This window comes from Mycoplasma sp. Z386, assembly GCF_054343375.1.
This window is the reverse complement of sequence record NZ_JBTGVC010000016.1, coordinates 1-18,118: the sequence shown is the minus strand read 5'-3', so window position 1 is coordinate 18,118 and position 18,118 is coordinate 1. Positions and strand designations below refer to the sequence as shown.

16 protein-coding genes are annotated in these 18,118 nt (G+C 24.7%); 6 read left to right on the top strand and 10 right to left on the bottom strand.

Annotated features, from left to right (window positions below; translation table 4 throughout):
- Positions 1–44 precede the first annotated feature (44 nt).
- The gene (locus tag ACXX85_RS02800; protein ID WP_458560579.1) at positions 45–3,971 is read right to left on the bottom strand and encodes an MGA_1079 family surface serine endopeptidase; all 3,927 of its coding nucleotides are present in this window, start codon (positions 3,969–3,971) and stop codon (positions 45–47) included.
- A 227-nt stretch (positions 3,972–4,198) separates the two neighbouring features.
- Positions 4,199–5,011, bottom strand: coding sequence for a hypothetical protein (locus tag ACXX85_RS02795; RefSeq protein ID WP_458560578.1), 813 nt, complete (start codon positions 5,009–5,011; stop codon positions 4,199–4,201).
- Between the two features lie 114 nt (positions 5,012–5,125).
- On the opposite strand from ACXX85_RS02795, the gene pheS reads away from it, so the two are divergent.
- Positions 5,126–6,073 (top strand): phenylalanine--tRNA ligase subunit alpha, encoded by a 948-nt coding sequence (pheS, locus tag ACXX85_RS02790; RefSeq protein WP_436358425.1) that lies wholly within the window; start codon positions 5,126–5,128, stop codon positions 6,071–6,073.
- Positions 6,073–8,232, top strand: a complete 2,160-nt coding sequence (locus ACXX85_RS02785) for a phenylalanine--tRNA ligase subunit beta (protein WP_458560577.1) — start codon at positions 6,073–6,075, stop codon at positions 8,230–8,232. The genes pheS and ACXX85_RS02785 overlap by 1 nt, the downstream gene beginning before the upstream one ends.
- 47 nt (positions 8,233–8,279) lie before the next feature.
- Here the strand turns inward: ACXX85_RS02785 and ACXX85_RS02780 are convergent, their stop codons facing one another.
- The 8 genes from ACXX85_RS02780 to ACXX85_RS02745 are packed head-to-tail and all read right to left on the bottom strand — an operon-like array spanning position 8,280 to position 14,728.
- Complete coding sequence (locus ACXX85_RS02780) at positions 8,280–10,220, bottom strand: transketolase-like TK C-terminal-containing protein (RefSeq protein ID WP_458560576.1); 1,941 nt, start codon at positions 10,218–10,220, stop codon at positions 8,280–8,282.
- On the bottom strand, positions 10,213–11,742 hold the full coding sequence (locus tag ACXX85_RS02775) for a PTS ascorbate transporter subunit IIC (protein WP_436358428.1): 1,530 nt from the start codon (positions 11,740–11,742) through the stop codon (positions 10,213–10,215). The genes ACXX85_RS02780 and ACXX85_RS02775 overlap by 8 nt, the downstream gene beginning before the upstream one ends.
- Before the next feature lie 18 nt (positions 11,743–11,760).
- Complete coding sequence (locus ACXX85_RS02770) at positions 11,761–12,033, bottom strand: PTS sugar transporter subunit IIB (RefSeq protein ID WP_436358429.1); 273 nt, start codon at positions 12,031–12,033, stop codon at positions 11,761–11,763.
- Positions 12,033–12,479 (bottom strand): PTS sugar transporter subunit IIA, encoded by a 447-nt coding sequence (locus tag ACXX85_RS02765; protein ID WP_436358430.1) that lies wholly within the window; start codon positions 12,477–12,479, stop codon positions 12,033–12,035. The genes ACXX85_RS02770 and ACXX85_RS02765 overlap by 1 nt, the downstream gene beginning before the upstream one ends.
- 13 nt (positions 12,480–12,492) lie before the next feature.
- The gene (locus ACXX85_RS02760) at positions 12,493–12,795 is read right to left on the bottom strand and encodes a hypothetical protein (RefSeq protein WP_436358431.1); all 303 of its coding nucleotides are present in this window, start codon (positions 12,793–12,795) and stop codon (positions 12,493–12,495) included.
- Positions 12,788–13,459, bottom strand: a complete 672-nt coding sequence (locus ACXX85_RS02755) for a hypothetical protein (protein WP_458560575.1) — start codon at positions 13,457–13,459, stop codon at positions 12,788–12,790. The genes ACXX85_RS02760 and ACXX85_RS02755 overlap by 8 nt, the downstream gene beginning before the upstream one ends.
- Positions 13,459–14,091, bottom strand: coding sequence for a hypothetical protein (locus tag ACXX85_RS02750; RefSeq protein WP_436358433.1), 633 nt, complete (start codon positions 14,089–14,091; stop codon positions 13,459–13,461). The genes ACXX85_RS02755 and ACXX85_RS02750 overlap by 1 nt, the downstream gene beginning before the upstream one ends.
- Positions 14,081–14,728, bottom strand: a complete 648-nt coding sequence (locus ACXX85_RS02745; protein WP_458560574.1) for a hypothetical protein — start codon at positions 14,726–14,728, stop codon at positions 14,081–14,083. The genes ACXX85_RS02750 and ACXX85_RS02745 overlap by 11 nt, the downstream gene beginning before the upstream one ends.
- A 109-nt stretch (positions 14,729–14,837) precedes the next feature.
- Between ACXX85_RS02745 and ACXX85_RS02740 the strand changes: the two genes are divergently transcribed.
- The 4 genes from ACXX85_RS02740 to ACXX85_RS02725 form a co-directional block, all read left to right on the top strand.
- On the top strand, positions 14,838–15,680 hold the full coding sequence (locus ACXX85_RS02740) for a MurR/RpiR family transcriptional regulator (protein ID WP_436358435.1): 843 nt from the start codon (positions 14,838–14,840) through the stop codon (positions 15,678–15,680).
- Positions 15,681–15,727: 47 nt separating this feature from the next.
- Positions 15,728–16,111: a DNA (cytosine-5-)-methyltransferase N-terminal subunit gene (gene dcm_N / locus ACXX85_RS02735; RefSeq protein WP_458560573.1), complete on the top strand. Its 384-nt coding sequence runs from the start codon at positions 15,728–15,730 to the stop codon at positions 16,109–16,111.
- The gene (gene dcm / locus ACXX85_RS02730; RefSeq protein WP_458560584.1) at positions 16,059–16,946 is read left to right on the top strand and encodes a DNA (cytosine-5-)-methyltransferase; all 888 of its coding nucleotides are present in this window, start codon (positions 16,059–16,061) and stop codon (positions 16,944–16,946) included. Before dcm_N ends, dcm begins: the two co-directional genes overlap by 53 nt.
- Positions 16,939–18,118 (top strand): MAG4270 family putative restriction endonuclease (locus ACXX85_RS02725; RefSeq protein ID WP_458560572.1); only part of this gene is annotated, 1,180 nt, incomplete at its 3' end. The genes dcm and ACXX85_RS02725, both read left to right, overlap by 8 nt.

Below are 18,118 nucleotides of genomic sequence, written 5' to 3'. Positions count from 1 at the left end.
TCCTTTTATAAAGTTTGATATATTATTAACTATTAATTAATTTGCTATTTAATTTCTTTTCAAAACCAAGGTAATGAGAAATCATTTGGATTTTTAGCATTTGCTCTAATGATTTGAGCGCCAAAAGAACCAGTATTTTTTAAATTTAATGGATTTTCATTATTTCAATTAATTCCAAAAAAGTTATATTCATCAGTGTCATATCTAAAAATTTCTGAAGTTCCCCCGCCATTTCCTGATGTTCACAAACCAACTAAGCTATTTTTATCAACAAACATCCCAGAACCAGAGTTACCTGAACCAAAATATAAAGGTGAAAAATTTGATGACTGTGCAAAAATTACACTATTTTTTCTTAAATCAGGACGGTGATTTATATAACCAGTTTTAGATCCTCAATAAGGGAAACCTAAATGTGCCATATCTGTTATATTTGGTACAAAAATTTCTGCTGTTTTATAGTCAACATCCAATTTAACATTTTCTAATGTTTGTAAATTTTGAAAATGTTTAACAATACCCATTCTACCTTCTCGTTTTGCTTCTTTAACATAATCTCCTCAATCAATAATTGAAACAGCAGCATCATAATTTCCTTTTTGTTTGCTATCTTTAGAAATTTGATTTCTTTCTCCTGTTCCTACCCATAAAATTTTGGTAGGAATTTGACCAAAACCTACTTCATTTCGTGTTGAAGGATAACCAAAACCATCATTTATATCATTTCTATATTTATCACTTTCAATAAAAATATTTCTATGACTTTTTGGTGTATATGGTAAGTTTTCTCCCGAAATTTTAGAAAGTTTATCAACTTCTTTTTCAACATGGTGATTAGTTAAAACATAAAATCTATGATCATTAATGTCATAATTAACTTTAGCTATTATTGTTGCAGAACCATTTCAAAGAGTATGGTTAATATTGGGAACATATTTAATTGCTCTTGATTTTACTGTATTTACAAGTTCTCAATTATGTCACTCACTTCTAATTCACTCTCTATCTGGTTTATATCCTTCATGAATTTTATAAATCACATTTTGATTTGGATTATAAACACTATAATCTGAATCAACATTTTCGTCATTATAATGTAAGATTGGTTGTTGTTGTAAATCGTAATTTACATGTTCATAATTATATTGATTAGTTTTGTAATCACTAAAATGTTCATTTTGCTTACTATTTGTATATTTCATTACAATTTTTGCTGGTGCAAAATTTAAAATAAAAGCTCTTGATGGAGAAAAATTAACATCATTTGGTTGGGTATAAGTTGTATCGATAATAATTTTATATTCAGGGTTTTTTAGTTTTAAAGTAAAGTAAATTCCCGTATTTTCGTCATATTTGGCACTTAAAATGTATTCAACTGGAGGAACTTGAATTCAAGTGTTTCCTTTTGTAAATTTATAACCACCAACAATACCTTCTTTGATAACTAGTTTACCTGTTATTAACTCTTCAAAATCAAAATCAAACTTAGGAACTTTAGATTCATTTCTTACTCTATCATCTTTATCGTTATCAACTGATAAAACATTTCCAAATAAAGTTAATTTAAAACTTCGGTTTTTAGTTCCTGATGCAAGAAAAGTTTTTTCAATGTACTGTTTTTTTAGCACTCAAGATGCAACATTGGTTTTAGGATCTAAAGTTCAAATTAAGTCTTTTCAAAAAGGTTCAAGTTCCCTTTCTCTTTCAATTTCATTTTTTGAATAAAAGACTGTATTTAGTTTGTTATTATCAAATGTAAGTTTATTAATTCCTTCATTGGTGGAAATCTTTTTAAATCCGCTAATTTTATATCAAACATCACTTTTAATAACTGAATCATCTTTTTTGTAAAAAGCAAATCTAACAAATGCAAAATCATCATTTGCATTTTGAATTTCTGAAATTTTAAAACGATTTTTAGGTAAAGAAAAATTATTATATTCTATTTCATCACCAGGATAGTTTAAAGTAATAATTCTATTTAATTCATCCAAATTATTTCTGTAGTAAGTTACATCGTGTTCTTTTAATTGCCCTTTATCAACGTTAATATCTGATAAAGTTATTTTATTTAAAATAACTGCAGGATAAAGTTCTTGTTGATAATCATTTACAACATTATCTAACACATATTCCTGTTCATTAGTAAATCTTTTGTTATTATCTAAAATATTAATAAATCCAATTTTAAATGATAATGATCACTTATTTATTTGTTTTATATCATAGAAATAATAAAAGTATTTAGATAATAAATCATTTAAGTTTGCAGTACTTTTAACAATTCCACTTTTAGTAATTAATTTAGCATCTAAAGGTACAAATCAGTCATTATCATAACTTTGTCCAACTAAAGCAGAATCATCAGTTCCATTTGCTAATTTGAAAAAGTAATTCATTTTTTCTAGATGATTTTGGGAAAGAAAATCTTTTATATTAAATGCTCTATATAAGGTAATTTGCCCTTGTTTAATTGCTTTTCCTTGAACTTTTCTATATTGAAAATTAGTTTCATTAATTTTATTGATTTCTGTTTTGAAATTTTCTTCTATTTCACTGTAATTTCCTTTAAAATCGGCTGCTGTAAATTGTTTACCATTAATTGGTTTTATTGCTTCATAAGTAAAATGTCTAAAGAAATCAACTGTTTTTATATATCTTGATTTATTTTCAGGTAAAGGTACTTTTTGTCCATCTATTTTGTATCAAAAGAAAACATTTGCATCTCCACCTTTATTTTTATATTTAGCATCTTTTATATTATTATAACTTTCAACATTTTCTACATAAATTTCATATCTACCATATTTAGGTAAAATATAGGAATTTTCAATTGCTATTTTTGCATCTTTTGAATAATAGTCTGTGTGAGTTTTTCTTACACCATCTTTAAATTTAAATTCTTCTAATAAATCACCAACTGGTCCACTTAAAAGTTGTAAAATTTTGTTTTTGTTTATTTCGTCATCTTTTTCGGTGTTTTCATTTTCAAATTCTACTGCTTTTAAAGAAGTGAGATTAAAAGTTTTTATAACTTGCTTATTAAATAAAATATTTACTGTTGCTTGTAATTTATTTGTGTTATTTTCTAAACTAAAATTAGGTAGTATATCATAACTGAAGAAATTGGAAATACCCTGTTTTTTCTTTATTAAATACTTTTTATATGTTTCATTTTCAAGAAATTCTCTAAATTTAATTTTAGATAATTCAAAGTAGTTAATGTCAAAAACTTCATCTAAATTTGCAATAGATATATCATTTATGATAGGTGTAATATCTTTAGTAGAAAAATCTATTTCTTTTCTTATTATTGTATGTAAATTAGAATCAGTTTTTGCAACAGCATCTATTGTTACAACAAGAATATTTCTATTATCTTTTTTTAGTTGTAAATTGGAAATTGTGTAATCGATAAAATCTGTATCTAATGCTCCAAAATATAAATTTGCATTTTTTAAATTAATAGAACCAGAGTATAAATATTGTTTTAAATCAAACTTTTCTGTATTAGCATTTAATTGAAAATTACTTAAATTTGCATTTGCTTCTCTATCAAAAATAGTTTGCAAATCATCATTTGTTGTATCGGTTGCATTTTTTATTTCATTTAATTTTGAAATGAATTGATCTACTTTATCTATTGATTTAGTGAGATCAAAAATATCTACATCTAACAATTCATTATTTTTAATAAATGAATCAAGTTTTATTTTTTCTTTTAAAAAATTAAATTGTTTTTCTCCTGACAAAGTGTTATTTAAAATTCCATTTTCAAATTCTAAAATTAGTGTTTTTAAATTTTCTATTTTAGAAAAAAGTTGTTCTAAAGAGTTTTTAAAATCAAGAATTTCAGTTTTGAATTTTAGAGATTTTACATTATTTACTAATTCAAACTTGCTTTTTTTATTAATATTTGACTGATTTATTTCTGTTATTAAGTTAGATTTAGATAGTTGAAAATCTTCCAATTCATTATTAAATTCAATTTCTAAATATTGTTCTTTTATAATTGTATTTACTTCTTTTAATTTCTTTTTAAAAGTATTTTTTTGTTCTTCACTTAAAAAAGAACTATTATTTATTTTTATTAAAAACTCTTCTTTTTTATAAATTAAATAATCATCAAAAAGTTTATTTGAACTTATAAAAGAATTTAAGTCATTTAAAATAAGATTTATATATTTATTAACTTGGGTTAAATTCGAGAGAGAGAGAGAGAGAAGACACTTTTTTCCTGTATTTTTTCTTTATATTTGGTTGTAATTTGCTTTATTTCATTTTTTAAATTACTATCAGATTTTTCAAAGTAAAAATCTAAAAAAGAAATTGTATCCTTAATTTCGTTTATCTCTAAATCTAAGTTTTTTATTTTTTGAAAGTAATTAGAATAAGAAAAATTTACATCCATAATGTCATTTAAAAAATTTTTATCTACTAATTTTAAAAGAAAATTATTATAAAAATTTGTAGAGTTTATTTTAGTAGAAAAAATATCTAATTCATCATTTAGATTTTTATTTTGTTGATTTATGTAAACTATATCTTTATTCTTTTCTATTAATTGGTTAGTATTATCTTCAAAATTGAAATTATTTAAATTAATGTTTGAAACAATTTTCTTAATTTTGTTTTTAAATTCAATTAATTCATTTGATTTTTTTAATAAATCAGGATATTTTTTTTCTATCCTTGAGTTTAATAATGTCAAAGGTTTGCTTAAAAAAGCATTATATTCTGAAACGAATTTTTGCAAGTTTAAAGATAACTTTTCTTTTTGATATAAATTTAAATCATTATTATTGATAAATTTAAAATAAAATTTTTCTAATAGTGAATCTAATTCACTGTTTGGTTGATTATAAATAAATGATTTCAATTGATTATTTTGTTTGTTTATTTTTTCATTATTAATTTTTTTAGTAATTAAAATGGAAGTTGTTGTAATCCCTAAAGTTAGAGCAATTATAGGAACAGAAAATACCATTATTGTTTTTTTATTAATTTTCATCATACAAACCTTATTCTTAATCATTTATTTTAATAATTTTAAATATATTATAATGCAAAAAATGTTGTTAAAAACATATTTTTATATATAATTTTACATATTAGAAAGGGAAAAATGGAATTAGATAAAATAAAAAATCTCGAAGATTTAAAACAAGCTAAAAATAAAGTATTTGGACCTGAAGGTGAAATAGCAAAATTAACTAAAGAATTAAAACAAACTACTAACGATAAAAAGGCACAAATTGGAAAAAAAATAAAGGAATTAAAAGAAAAAGCTGAACTTTTTTTTCAAAAAGCTGCTGAAAATATAGAAAAACATAGAATTGAATCTAAAATTCAAAACGAATGAATTGATGTTAATGAACCTTTGGAATCAAAAAGTTCATTACACCCTATAACTTTAGTTTCTAAAAAAATAAGAGAGTGATTTTCACAAAATGGATATTTAGAATACACAGATTCAGAAATTGTTAGTGATGAATATAATTTTGAAAGACTAAATATTGCAAAAGATCATCCGGCAAGAGAAATGCAAGATTCTCTGTATATTAATCAAAATCTACTTTTAAGAACTCATAACACAGGAATAAGTGCAAAAACTTTAGAAATGTTTAAAAATCAGTCTTTTAGTCAATTTTCAATTGGAAAAGTTTATAGAAATGACGAAGATGATCAAACACATTCTCATCAATTTACACAAGTAGACTTTATTAGTGTAGGTAATGTTAATTTTCCAAATTTAATCTGAACATTAAAATCTTTTTTATCTTATGTTTTAGAAGAAGAAGTTCAAATTAGAATGAGACCATCTTATTTTCCATTCACTGAACCTTCAGTAGAAGTAGATGTTTTTTACAAAAATAAATGAATAGAAATTTTAGGTGCAGGAATGCTACATAAAAATGTGCTAAAGCAAGCAGGATATACAAATGATATGAATGGTTTTGCAGCAGGAATTGGTCTTGAAAGAATTGCAATGATAAAATACCAAATTCAGGATATTAGAGAATTTTACAAAAATGATTTAAGATTTTTAAATCAATTTAGAAAGGAAAACTAATGATTTTTTCATATAAAAAATTAAGACAATTAGCTAATCTTGATGCTAAAATTACACTTGAAAATGTTTTAGAAGCAATAAATTCCATAGGTTTTGAAGTTGAAAGTTATCAAAAATTTAATAACATTGAAGGTGTTAAATTTGGTAGAATCAAAAACATCTATAAAAATCCAAATGCTGATAAATTGAATGTTTGTGAAATAGAATTTGCTGATAAAGATAGAGTTATTCAAACTGTAGCAATAAATGTTAAGCAAAATGATTACGTAATGGCATTTGTTCCTGGTTCTACCAATGGAAAAATGATTTTTGCTGAAAAAAAATTACAAGGTATTAATTCAGAAGGGATGCTTGTTTCTTTAAATGAACTTGGTTTTGATACTAACTTAGTTTGAGACGAATTTAAAGAAGGTATTTTTACTTTTCAAAAAGTAAATTTACAGGAAAATCCTTTAGATTTGTTTGATCTTGATGATTATTTAATTGATATTAAAATTCTAAGCAATCGTTCTGATGCTAACTCTTATTTAATAATGGCAAAAGAATTAGCTGCCTTTTTCCTTTCAGAACCTCTAAATATAAATTATAAAAATCCAACATTTAATAGCAACTTTATTATAAAAAATAATGAAAACAATCTTTTAACAGGTATTGAAGCTAAAAAAGATGGTAACTTTAAACTAAATATACAAGATTCATTTTTACTTTTAAAATCAGGAATTAAATTAGTTTCCCCTATAGTTGATTTAACTAATTTAACCTTGATTATGAGCGGAATGCCCACTCATGCATATAATAAAAATACTATTAAAAGTCCTTTACAACCACAAATTTTTTCTGGAAAATTTGAAGCACTTGGTAATAAAATTGTAGATTTTACAAACGCACTTGCCATTTATGATGGAAATAATCAAGCAGTTTCTCTTGCTGGAGTTATGGGAGCAGAAAAAACTTCTATAACTAAAGATACTAAAGAAATTATTTTTGAAATTGGTAATTTCTCTATTAAAGATGTAAGACATACAGCAAAGCAACTCAAAATTGATTCTAATTCCTATAAACAATCATCCAAAAAAGTTTCATTAGGTACAATGCTTTTAGGTCATCATTTTTTATCTAATTATTTAACTGAATTTTCACAAATAATCAATCTACCAAAAATAGAGCAAAAATCTATTTATTTTGATATCAATTACATTAATAGAATTGCAGGAAGTGAAATTTCAAAAACCGAAAGATTTGCAACAGTTAAAAAATCACTAGAAATTCTTAGTTTTGAGTTTAAAGGTGAACAAATTATTGTTCCTAACTATAGACATGATATTGAAGATATAGATGATATTCTTGAAGAAGTTTTAAGATTTTATGGATTTAATAATTTGATTTTAAATCAACCAAAAATTAACTCATTTTTAATTAATAGACCAAATATTATTAAAGAAAAAATCTCTTCTAGTGGTTTTCAAGAAGTTTGAACTTATTCTTTAATTTCAAAAGAACGTAATGTTTTTAATCCTTTTGATTTCAAACAAAATATAACTTTAGAAACTTTCGTTTCCAAAGAAAGGGAAGAAATTAGAAACTCTTTAGCAATTTCTTTAGCAGAAGTGATTGAATATAATCAAAAAAGAAAAATCACAGATATTTCTATTTTTGAAGTAGGAATGGTTAATGAATTTAAGAATGTTTTAGCTTTAGCTTCAACTTCTTATCCTTTCAATCAATTAAAAGAAGTGATTTTAAACAATGTTTCAGAAAATTTAACTTTCAAAAGAGCAGAAGATATTAATAATTTTCACACAGGAACAACCGCTTTAATATACCACAACAACACTCTTGTAGGGTGAATTGGAAAAATTTCTCCATATCTAAATATCAGTGATGCTTTGTTTGCTGAAATCAATTTAGATGCTATTGAAAAAGAGAAAGTAATATTTAAAGAGTATGATAATTCACCATTAAAATCAAGAGACATTACCTTTTCATTAACTAAAAGAGAAAGTATAGAAAACGTCATAAATGAACTATATGCTTTATATCAAAATATTTTTTCAATAAAAATTAAAGATAAATTTGAAACTGAGATAGAAGTAAAAATTACCTTAAATATTCTTTGTGATGAAATTGGAATGAAACTAATTGATCAAAAGTACAATTAAAGAAAAAAGCACTCAATTAATGAATGCTTTTTTTGTTTTTTTCTTTATTATTTTTCTAAAAATAATTTGATTTTTTCTACTAAAAATTCTTTATTAAATCCATTTAACTCATAAACAAATTGTCCTGGTGCTGAGTGTCCAAAGTCTTTTGCTAAATGAGCATCAAATTTAGAATATTTAGAAAGTTTGTATCATAAATGATCGTTAGAAGCTTCGATTGCAAATAATGGTTGTTTAGCAAGTTCTAACTGACTTATAAGTTTTTCATCATCGAGCAATAATTGCAAGGATGGAACAGAAATTACACTTGCTTTAATATTAATTTTTTTCAATTCATTAGCTACTTGCTCAGCTAAACTCACCTCTGAACCAGAAGCAAGAAGTGTAATATTTGCACTTTCTTGTTTATCAATGAAATAAGCTGCTTTAAATTCATTTTTTTGTAAATTAAATGATTTCACTTCTTGGCGACATGTAATTATAGCACAAGGTGTTTTTTTGCTATTTAATGCATATTTAAAAGAATTTAGCATTTCATTTTCATCTGCTGGTCTAAATACTAAATAATTAGGTATAGAACGGAGCATCCCAATTTGTTCAACCGGTTGATGAGTTGGACCATCTCCTCCTACTTGATAAGAATCGTGACTAAATACAGAAATAGAAGGGATTTCCATTAGTGCACCTAATCTAAGAGCTGGTTTTGCATAGTCTGCAAAAACTAAGAAAGTTGAACCAAAAGTAGTGTATCCTGAGTGTAAATTTATTCCGTTGTTGATAGCAGTCATTGCAAATTCTCTAATTCCATATTTGATATTTCTATTAGAATCAAAACCTACTTTAGTAGCACTTCTAAGGTCTGCAGAACCACCCATAAAATCTTCATAATTTCCATCTAAATATTGCATTATTTCAGCAACATAATTTCTTGTAGCAACATTAGTTTGTTTAAATTTAAAATCTTTAAAATCAAAGGATTTTTCCCTTTTAATTAACGCTTCAAGTTCTCTTCCTAATTTTGGATATCTTGTTTTTAATTTTTCAAAATTATTAACTCATCTTGTGTAAGCTGTTGATTTGGAAATAATCATTTGTCTTCCAAATTCATAAGCTTGCTCATTGTATTCAAAAGGTTTAGTTTCTTTTAAACCAAGTCTTTTTTTGTAACTAACAGTTGCTTCTGGACTTAAAATTCCATTGTGTCCTTTTGGAGAGTTTGCAACATCTGTTCCATAAGCGATTGTGGTAGGAACTTGAATATAAGTAGGTTTTACTGTGTCTTTAATTCTTTCTAATGCTTTTTGAATTTCAACTGGATCATTATCTCTTAAAATAATAACATTGAAATTTTGAGATTTGAAAAATAGTTCAAAATTTATGTTATTTACTTCAGAAGATGCTGAATCAATTTGCATATTGTTATAATCGTGAATGATTACAAGTTTAGATAGTTTATTTGTACCAGCAAATTGGATTGCTTCTAAAGCTACTCCTTCTTGTAAATCCCCATCTCCACAAACTACAAAAATGTTGTGGTTAAAAATATTTAAACGATCTTTATTAAATCTTTTTATTAAGTGTTTAGCACTTAGTGCCATTCCCGCTGCCATTGCAACACCTTGTCCTAATGGACCGGTAGAAGCATCGACAAATTCTAATTTATCAATTTCTGGATGTGAAGGAGTTTTAGAATTATATTCTTTATGTGCTTTAATATCATCAATGCTTAATAATCCAAGTAAATGGTAAATGGAATATAATCCCATTGAACCATGTCCTGCTGATAAAACTAAACGATCTCTATCGATTCATTTTGGATCAGAAGGACTAAATCTCATTACTTGTCCTACAAGTGCATAAAAGATTTCAGAAGCACCAAGAGCCATTCCAATATGCCCTTGTTTTGCATTATTTATTCCGTCAATAGCAACTGCACGCATTGTTGCAATAAATTCATTTGCAGTGTAGTCCAAATGTTTTTTACGCATTTTTTACTTCACCTTTATTTTTTTTGTCAAAAACAAATCTTTTAACAAGTCCATCAGTAACTAATGCTAAGTAAGTTGCAATGATTGTACCAAAAGCAACATATTTTCCTGCTTTAGGGATTAATCCTATAATTCCTGGAATGTAACCAATAAAGTAATCAGTATCTCCTCAGTTTAGTGAAATTAATGAATCTGCTTTTACTGAGTTAGATGCTTCAAGTAATTTTCCTAAAGCATTTGTGTTAGTTGGAGTTCAATTTCCAAGCACAAAGAATACAGGAATAAATGTAATAATTAATCCAACTACAAATGGACCAACTATTGCACCAATTATTCCACCTTTAACGTTTCCAAATACTCCAGAAGTTGCTCCTAAGAAGAAGTGAGGAACTAATCCTGGTAATACAACTGCAGGAATTAAACTTGCAGCTCCTAAACCAATAGTAATAGCCATTCCTACAAGTCCAGCAGCAAAAGAAGAAATAAATCCAATAATAACTGCATTAGGAGCATAAGGGAATACTACAGGACAGTCAACAGCTGCTTTAGAATTTTTAATTAATTTATCGCTAAATCCTTTATACATTGGCACTAATTCACCAATAAATAATCTAACACCAGCTAAAACAATTTCTACTCCAGCTGTGAATGTAAATGCTTGAACTATCATTGTGATAACTCAGTTTCCATCGCTTAAAACAGCTAAAGCTTCTTTATTTGTTATTTTTCCAAGTTCAAATAAAATTCCACCTGGTAAAAATGCTGCAAGATAGAAAATAAATACTGTAATTGAAATAGAAACTAGTGTGTTTCTAAAGAAATATAGTGATTGTGGAAATTTAATTTCTTCTGTTGAAAGAACTTTTCCTTTTTTAAGTTTATAAACTGCTTCACCGATTAATCCAGATAAAGCATAACCAAATCCACCAGTGTGTCCTAAAGCGATTTCATCACTCCCAACAATTTGTCTCATGTATCTTTGTTGAACTGCTGGTGAAATAACCATATAAACTGCTAAAAGAGCAGCTCCTGCAAACATTGCTAAAACAAAGTCTGCAACACTATTTTGAAAATCAAAACCGATTACATACATTACTGCTGCTAACATTAAGGAAGTATAGTATAAAACGTGTCCTGATAAATAAACATATTTAAATCTTGAAGTTAGTGCTAATAAAATGTTTAACAACATTGCAACTAACATTATAATTGAACCTAAAGTAGCAATTTCTGGTAATGCTTTTGCTAAAGCTCCAACAAAACCATCATTATTAGGTATAATACCATTTAAACTATAAACAGCTTGGAAAACTGGTTGGAACTTGTTTAGTGAACCAACAAGAACTCCAGCTCCACCACCCATAATTAAGAAACCTACAATAACTTTAAAAGTACTTACTACAACTTGTGAACCCTTTTTTCTTAAAACAAGGGCTCCAATCATTGTAAAAATACCAACTAATAAAGCAGGTACTGCTACAAAGGCTTTTAAAAAATTAAGCATTCATAAAAGAAAAGCCATTTTAATTCCTTTCTAAAATTATATTTTTAATAATTCTTTTAATTTTTTTTCTAATTCATCTTTTGATAAAATGTTGGTTAAAACAACCATTTTTTCTTTTGGAAAATCCAATGTAGGAGCAACATCTGCACCAACAACTACATAATCAACACCATTTTTTGAAAATGATGAAATGTTAGTATGTTCAACAGATTCGTAATCTACTCCCAATTTATCTAAAACTGATTTGACATTCATTTCTAATAAAAGACTTGAACCTAAACCAGAACCACAAACACATCTAATGTTCATTATTTCACCTCGTATTTTTCTATTAAATCCAAAAACTCTTGCATATTTTTAACTTTTAAAACTTTTTGTTTAAATTCTTCATTCATAAAGTAATTTCCAAATTCTTGAATAAAACCAATGTGAGAAGTATTATCTGGTGCTGAAAGAGTTATAATAATTCTTGCACTTTTATCTTCTTGATTATTAAAAACTACTTCATCTTTTAAAATAAGTGTGGAAGTTGCAGCTTCTAAACAATGATCTCCTGCAGGTCCGTGGAGTAGTGCTATTCCTTTTTCTAAAACATAGTAAGCTCCGTATTGTGCAGTTGAATCTAAAATTTTTGTCTCTAATTCTCATGTAGCTTTATTTTCTTTTACAAGTAGTTCTACACCTTTGTGTACAACTTCCTTTCAATCATGACAATTTTCTTGTCATTCCATCATTTTTTTGTCAAATAACTTCATTTTTCTCCTTATTTTAATTTTTTAAGAAAGCTAATAATAAAAACAAAACAATTGCAAAAATAATTACTGTAATAAATGCTCCAAATATTATTCAACCACCTTTTGTAGAAGTTTTTGTTTCCACTTCTTTTGGAACAGGTAAACTTTTAATATAAAAGAATTTATTTGGGTTTTTAGCAATTAATAACGATTCTTTTTCTTTTTCTTGATAAAGTTCTTCAAGTTGTTCTAATGACAATTGTGATAAATATTTTTCATCTAGTGCATATTTATAAACTAAATGTTCAATTAACTCTTGTTTAGTTTTTTTATTCATTTTTTCCCCAATTTTTAAACTTAATAGTTAATTCTTGAATGATAGTAATATAAAAAGTTAAATATTTTTCTAAAAGTGAAAATCTTTTGTATTTTAAATAACTTAAAATTAAGTTTAGATTTTGATTATGATATTTTTCAATAATATAATTTTTCGTTTGTATATATGCTATTTTAGAAATTTTATAACTAAAAACAAATTCAAATACTAATAGTAAAATAAATAAAGATAATACACAAAGTGATCAAATTCATAAATCCATAGTAAGTAAAACTCAACCTGTACTAAATAATAAAATCATTAAATATTTAAAGATAAGAGTTATTTTTTCTGTATTTTTCTTTATATTTGAACAATAAAAATTAAAGTGAAGTAAATTAACAAGTGAAAAAATATTTGAACCTAAATTCTCTTTAGAGATAAAGAACAAGGATTTTTTTATATTAATTTGAGTTTTAAATCAACTAATATTTAAACTTAAATTAAATGTTTTATTGAATTTAGTACTTAAATTTTTCTGAACACTTACTGTTGGTTTTTCTACCAAATTTAAACCAATTTTTTGATATTTTATTTTTAAGTTTATTTTATAAACAAAAACAATAAAAATTTGGATTATCAAAACACAAACTAAAAGAAAAATCCCTAAAATATTAAACTTCATTATTTAGAATCTTCCTTTTTAAATAAATTGTTTTTTAAAAATATTTCACTTACCTTTTGTGGATTCATTAAAGTTTGACTTTGAGTTTCTATTTCTTTATTTAATGAATAAATATCTATAAATCTGTATTTTGTTTTATTTTCAATTAAATCACTATTAAGATTTTCATCAACAAGAATTAAAATTTCATATTTATCTTTGAATCTTTTCTCAAGTCATCTTGATGACTCATTTAATCAATAGGTTTCTCAAAGATCTTTTTTAAATGATTTATTATTTTTTTGTAAAAAAACACCTTTTTCATCAATTAAAATTTTTTCATAGTTGTCAAGTGAAACACAATCAGAAATTAAATAAATTTTTTCTTTTGTAAGAACAACTCCACTAAAAAGCGAATAACCTTTTTTAGCAAAATTATTTTTTACAAGAATATTGCTTAAAGTTAATGAATCATTTAATGAATCAAAAATCAATAGTTTTTCAAGAGTTTTTTTAGATGTGTTTCCAATTTTAGAAGAATTGAAATTGCTTTTTTTACCTTTAATTTTCTCGTATAAACGTCAAATAATGACTACTAAAAGTATAAAACCAAGAAGCGAACCTAAAACAATTACTGCTATATTAAGAATCATATTTCTCTATTCATCATTTCATAAATTTATTAGCACTATCAAAATAATATATTATGGAACCACCAACAGCTACATCTATATTATTTTGATAAAATTCATCACTATTTGTCACTCTTAAGCCACCATCTGAATAAATTTCAATCGATTTATTTATTTGTTTAATTGTATTAACTTTTGAAAATAATAAATTATTTAATTTTTGTCCAGTACCACCTATTTTATCAATAGTCATCAAAAGAATTTTTTTTGAATTTAATATTATATTTCTAAAGTCTTCTGGATTATTATTTGCTTCTAACATTATTCCAAAGCAAATATTTGGATAATTTTTAGTAGCATCTACAAAATCTTCAAGTGATATTTCATTTGCTGGCATAAAAATCGTTTTGAATCCTACTTCGATTAATTTTTCAATTAATCTTAAAGGTTTTTTCACCATTAAATGAGCATCAAAATTTATATGTTTGAATCTTTCGATTAAAAATTTTGCTTGTTCGAAAGAAAAACCAAAACTTGGAACATAAAAACTATCCATAAAATCAATATGAATATGAGTCATACCAGAATTTGAAAGTTCATCTAATATTTTAAGTGATTCAAAACTATTTATAGCACAAACACTTTGTGAATATTTCATAAAATCTCCTTTATATTATCCATAAATAATTTTATTATAAATGAAAGAAAAAAATAAATTTTTGAAAGTTTCTTTCATTTATTATTTAATATATTAAAATATTATTAATATGACTAACAATATTTTGACCAAAATTAACTCTTTAACTAACGTAGAATTAAAAATTCTTGAGTTTATAAATTTATTCCATGAAAAGGAATTTGACCTTACTCAGCAAGAATTATCACAGATAATTTATTGCTCCGAGGCTTCAATTTCACGATTTGCCAAGAAATATGGTTTTAACAATTATAGAGCACTAACTATTTTTATTAACAAAAGAATAAAAGAGTTAGATATTTTAGATATTTCTACAAAATTCTTAAAAACTGAAAAGAACTTTCTTAATATTTATAAGACTCAACAGTATGCAATTAATTCTGCTGTGCAAAAAGAAAATATCTATAAAATCAAACTTGCTACTAACTATTTAAATAAAGCAAAAAAGGTGCTATTATTTGGACTTGGTTCAAGTGGAAAAATTCTTTCTGAATTTTGTGCAAATCTAAAGAAAATAGGATTTGATGCAACTTTTGAACTGGATTTCCACACTATGTTTCCATTACTTGGAACTCTTGAAAAAGATGATGCAATCATCTGTTTGAGCAATAATTTTAGAAATAATGAAATTTATTTTGCTCTCAAGAAAGCAAAAGAATTTGGAGCAAAAACAATAGTAATTACTTCAAATATTGAAAAAATATTTTCTGAATTAATTGATATAAAAATAACTTATGCCAAAATCAATAATTTAGATAAATTAGTACCTATTGCTTCCAAAATTTCTCACCTTGTTATTTTAGATTACTTTTTTGATTACATCACTAATTCAAATCAGAAATACAAACAAAAATTAATAAACACTAACAATGTTTTAAATTCTTGACAAGATTTTTTAAAGAAAGAGAGATAAAAAAATGATTTTTGTTTATTTTTGAAACGCGATATACTTAAAAAGAAATGAAAAAGAGAGAAATAAAAATTTTTGAAGCTTTTGCTGGAATTGGTTCGCAAATTAAAGCACTAAACAATATTAAAAACAAAATGAATATAACTGTCAAATCAATGGGTTTAATTGAATGATTTATAGATTCAATAATTGCTTATGATTTAATAAATGAAAAGAAGGAAAGTCACACAAATAAAATTAATTTAGATAAAATTAAAGAAAATTTATCTAAATTAAAATTAAGTAATGATAGTAAAAATTTGGTTTCTAACAGATTTTTTAATAAGAAATCCGATGAATATTTAATACAAATTTATCCATTTTTTGAAAAATTTATAAAAACTGCCGAGTGCTCTCTCTCTCTCTCTCTCTGAGGAGACTCCTTCATTTTATAATGATATAAAAGAAGTAAAAGTTATACCAAATGGTATAGATATTTTTACTTATTCTTTTCCTTGTCAAGATTTATCACAGCAAGGTAAACAAAAAGGAATAACAAAAGAAACAAGAAGTGGTTTATTACTTCAAATTCAAAGGTTATTAATTGCCAATAAAGATAGACTACCTAAAGTTTTGCTGCTTGAAAATGTAAAGAGCCTAGCAAGTAAAAAATTTAATGATGACTTCAATAAATGAATAGACTTTTTAAAAAGTCTTGGATATTTTTCTACTTGAAAAATTATCAATTCTTCAGATTTCAATTCAGTACAAAATAGAGAAAGAGTTTTTATGATTTCAACTTTAAATAAAAATGGTTTTGAATGACCAGAAATTATTAAAAATACAAAAAAACTCAACAAAATAATAAAAGAAGATACAGAACAAACACCTAAAGATAAATTACTTGAAGATAAATTAAAAAAGCTAAAAATAGATGAGTTTTATGTAACCAAAAATAATATTAAAAAAGCATTTATACATAATTATACAAATTTTAATTCTGAAAATTATATTTATGCTAATACTGATTTAGGTCCAACTTTAACTGCTTCAGGAGCAAATTCCAGAATAAAATTTTTCTTTGAAAATACAAAGAAAATAAGAGTAATAAATGGAGAAGAATCTTTATTATATATGGGTTTTAGTAAAGAAGATATAAAAAAGATTAAAGATTCTAATTTATTAAGCGAACAAAAAATGACATTTTTAGCAGGAAATTCAATTTCAGTTGAAGTGCTTGAAAAAATATTTGAAAAAATTGTTGAATTTATAAAGGAGAATTATGAATAACCCAAAATTAGTTTGAAATTCATTTGATGTTGAAACAAAAAATTATGATTCCAAAACCACTACAAGTGCAAGTTTTAAGGGGAAATTTTATTTCATTTATATGAAAGAATCACTTGTTATAGTTGATTATTTCTTCAAACTTGATGAATGTTTTATTGATTTAAAAACAACAGAAAGATGATTTAGGGATAAAATTGCAATGTTTAAAAAAAGAGATGAACTATTCAATTTACTTGGATTTACTCAAGAAAAAAGATTGAGTTTGAGTGATAGAAAATTAGTAAAATTAAATGAAAAAGAACTTTCTATTATAAATAATTTCTTAAAAGATAATTTTAGAAATGAAACAATTAAGAACATTATTACTCTAGTTAGAGGTTCTAATCCTGCCGGGGAATTATCTAAACCTGAAAATGCTCCTTTGATTTTGAGTAAGGAAAACGAAATTTTCAAGAGAAATTTTCATTTATTTTTCAAAAATTTTTCTACTAAACTTAACAATAATATTTCAAATTATGAAAAAATTTATTATCAAACAAGTCTTGAATATGATTATATTGAAGAGTTCAAAGCAAAAATTAACAATAAAAAAGAATCAACAAATATTTTTAAAAATATTTATGAATCAATAAAAATAATTAATTCAAATGATTCACCTGAAAAGAAAAAAATCTATTTAAATAATTTAAATTTAATTAGCAGACAAAAAGAAACACTTGAAAAAACAATTGAAAAAGAAAGAAGTAAAATAAATCAAGTAAATGTTTTTCCTTTTTCAAGAAGTGAACCAATTGAAAAAGCTCACATTTTTCCCGTTTATAAGATTAAAATGATGATTATAAATTACTGATATTCAAACTTTAATACAGAAAATAAAGATGATACAGAAATTAATAAATTATTAAATTTTATCTCTGATAAAGAAAATTATTTAAACCTTTCACCAACTTTACATAAAAAATTTGATGATAATAATTTCACTTTTAATTCTGAAAATGGAGAAATAGTCTTTTTAGATAAAGAAAATATGAATGATTATTGCAAAAATAATCCAGTTCTATGTAAAATAATTGAAAAAATTCCAGAGCAACAATTAACTGAAAAGCGAAAGAAGTTTTTCCTGCGTTTCCCAGTTAATAGGGAAAAAATACAAATAGTGCTGTTTTACAGCA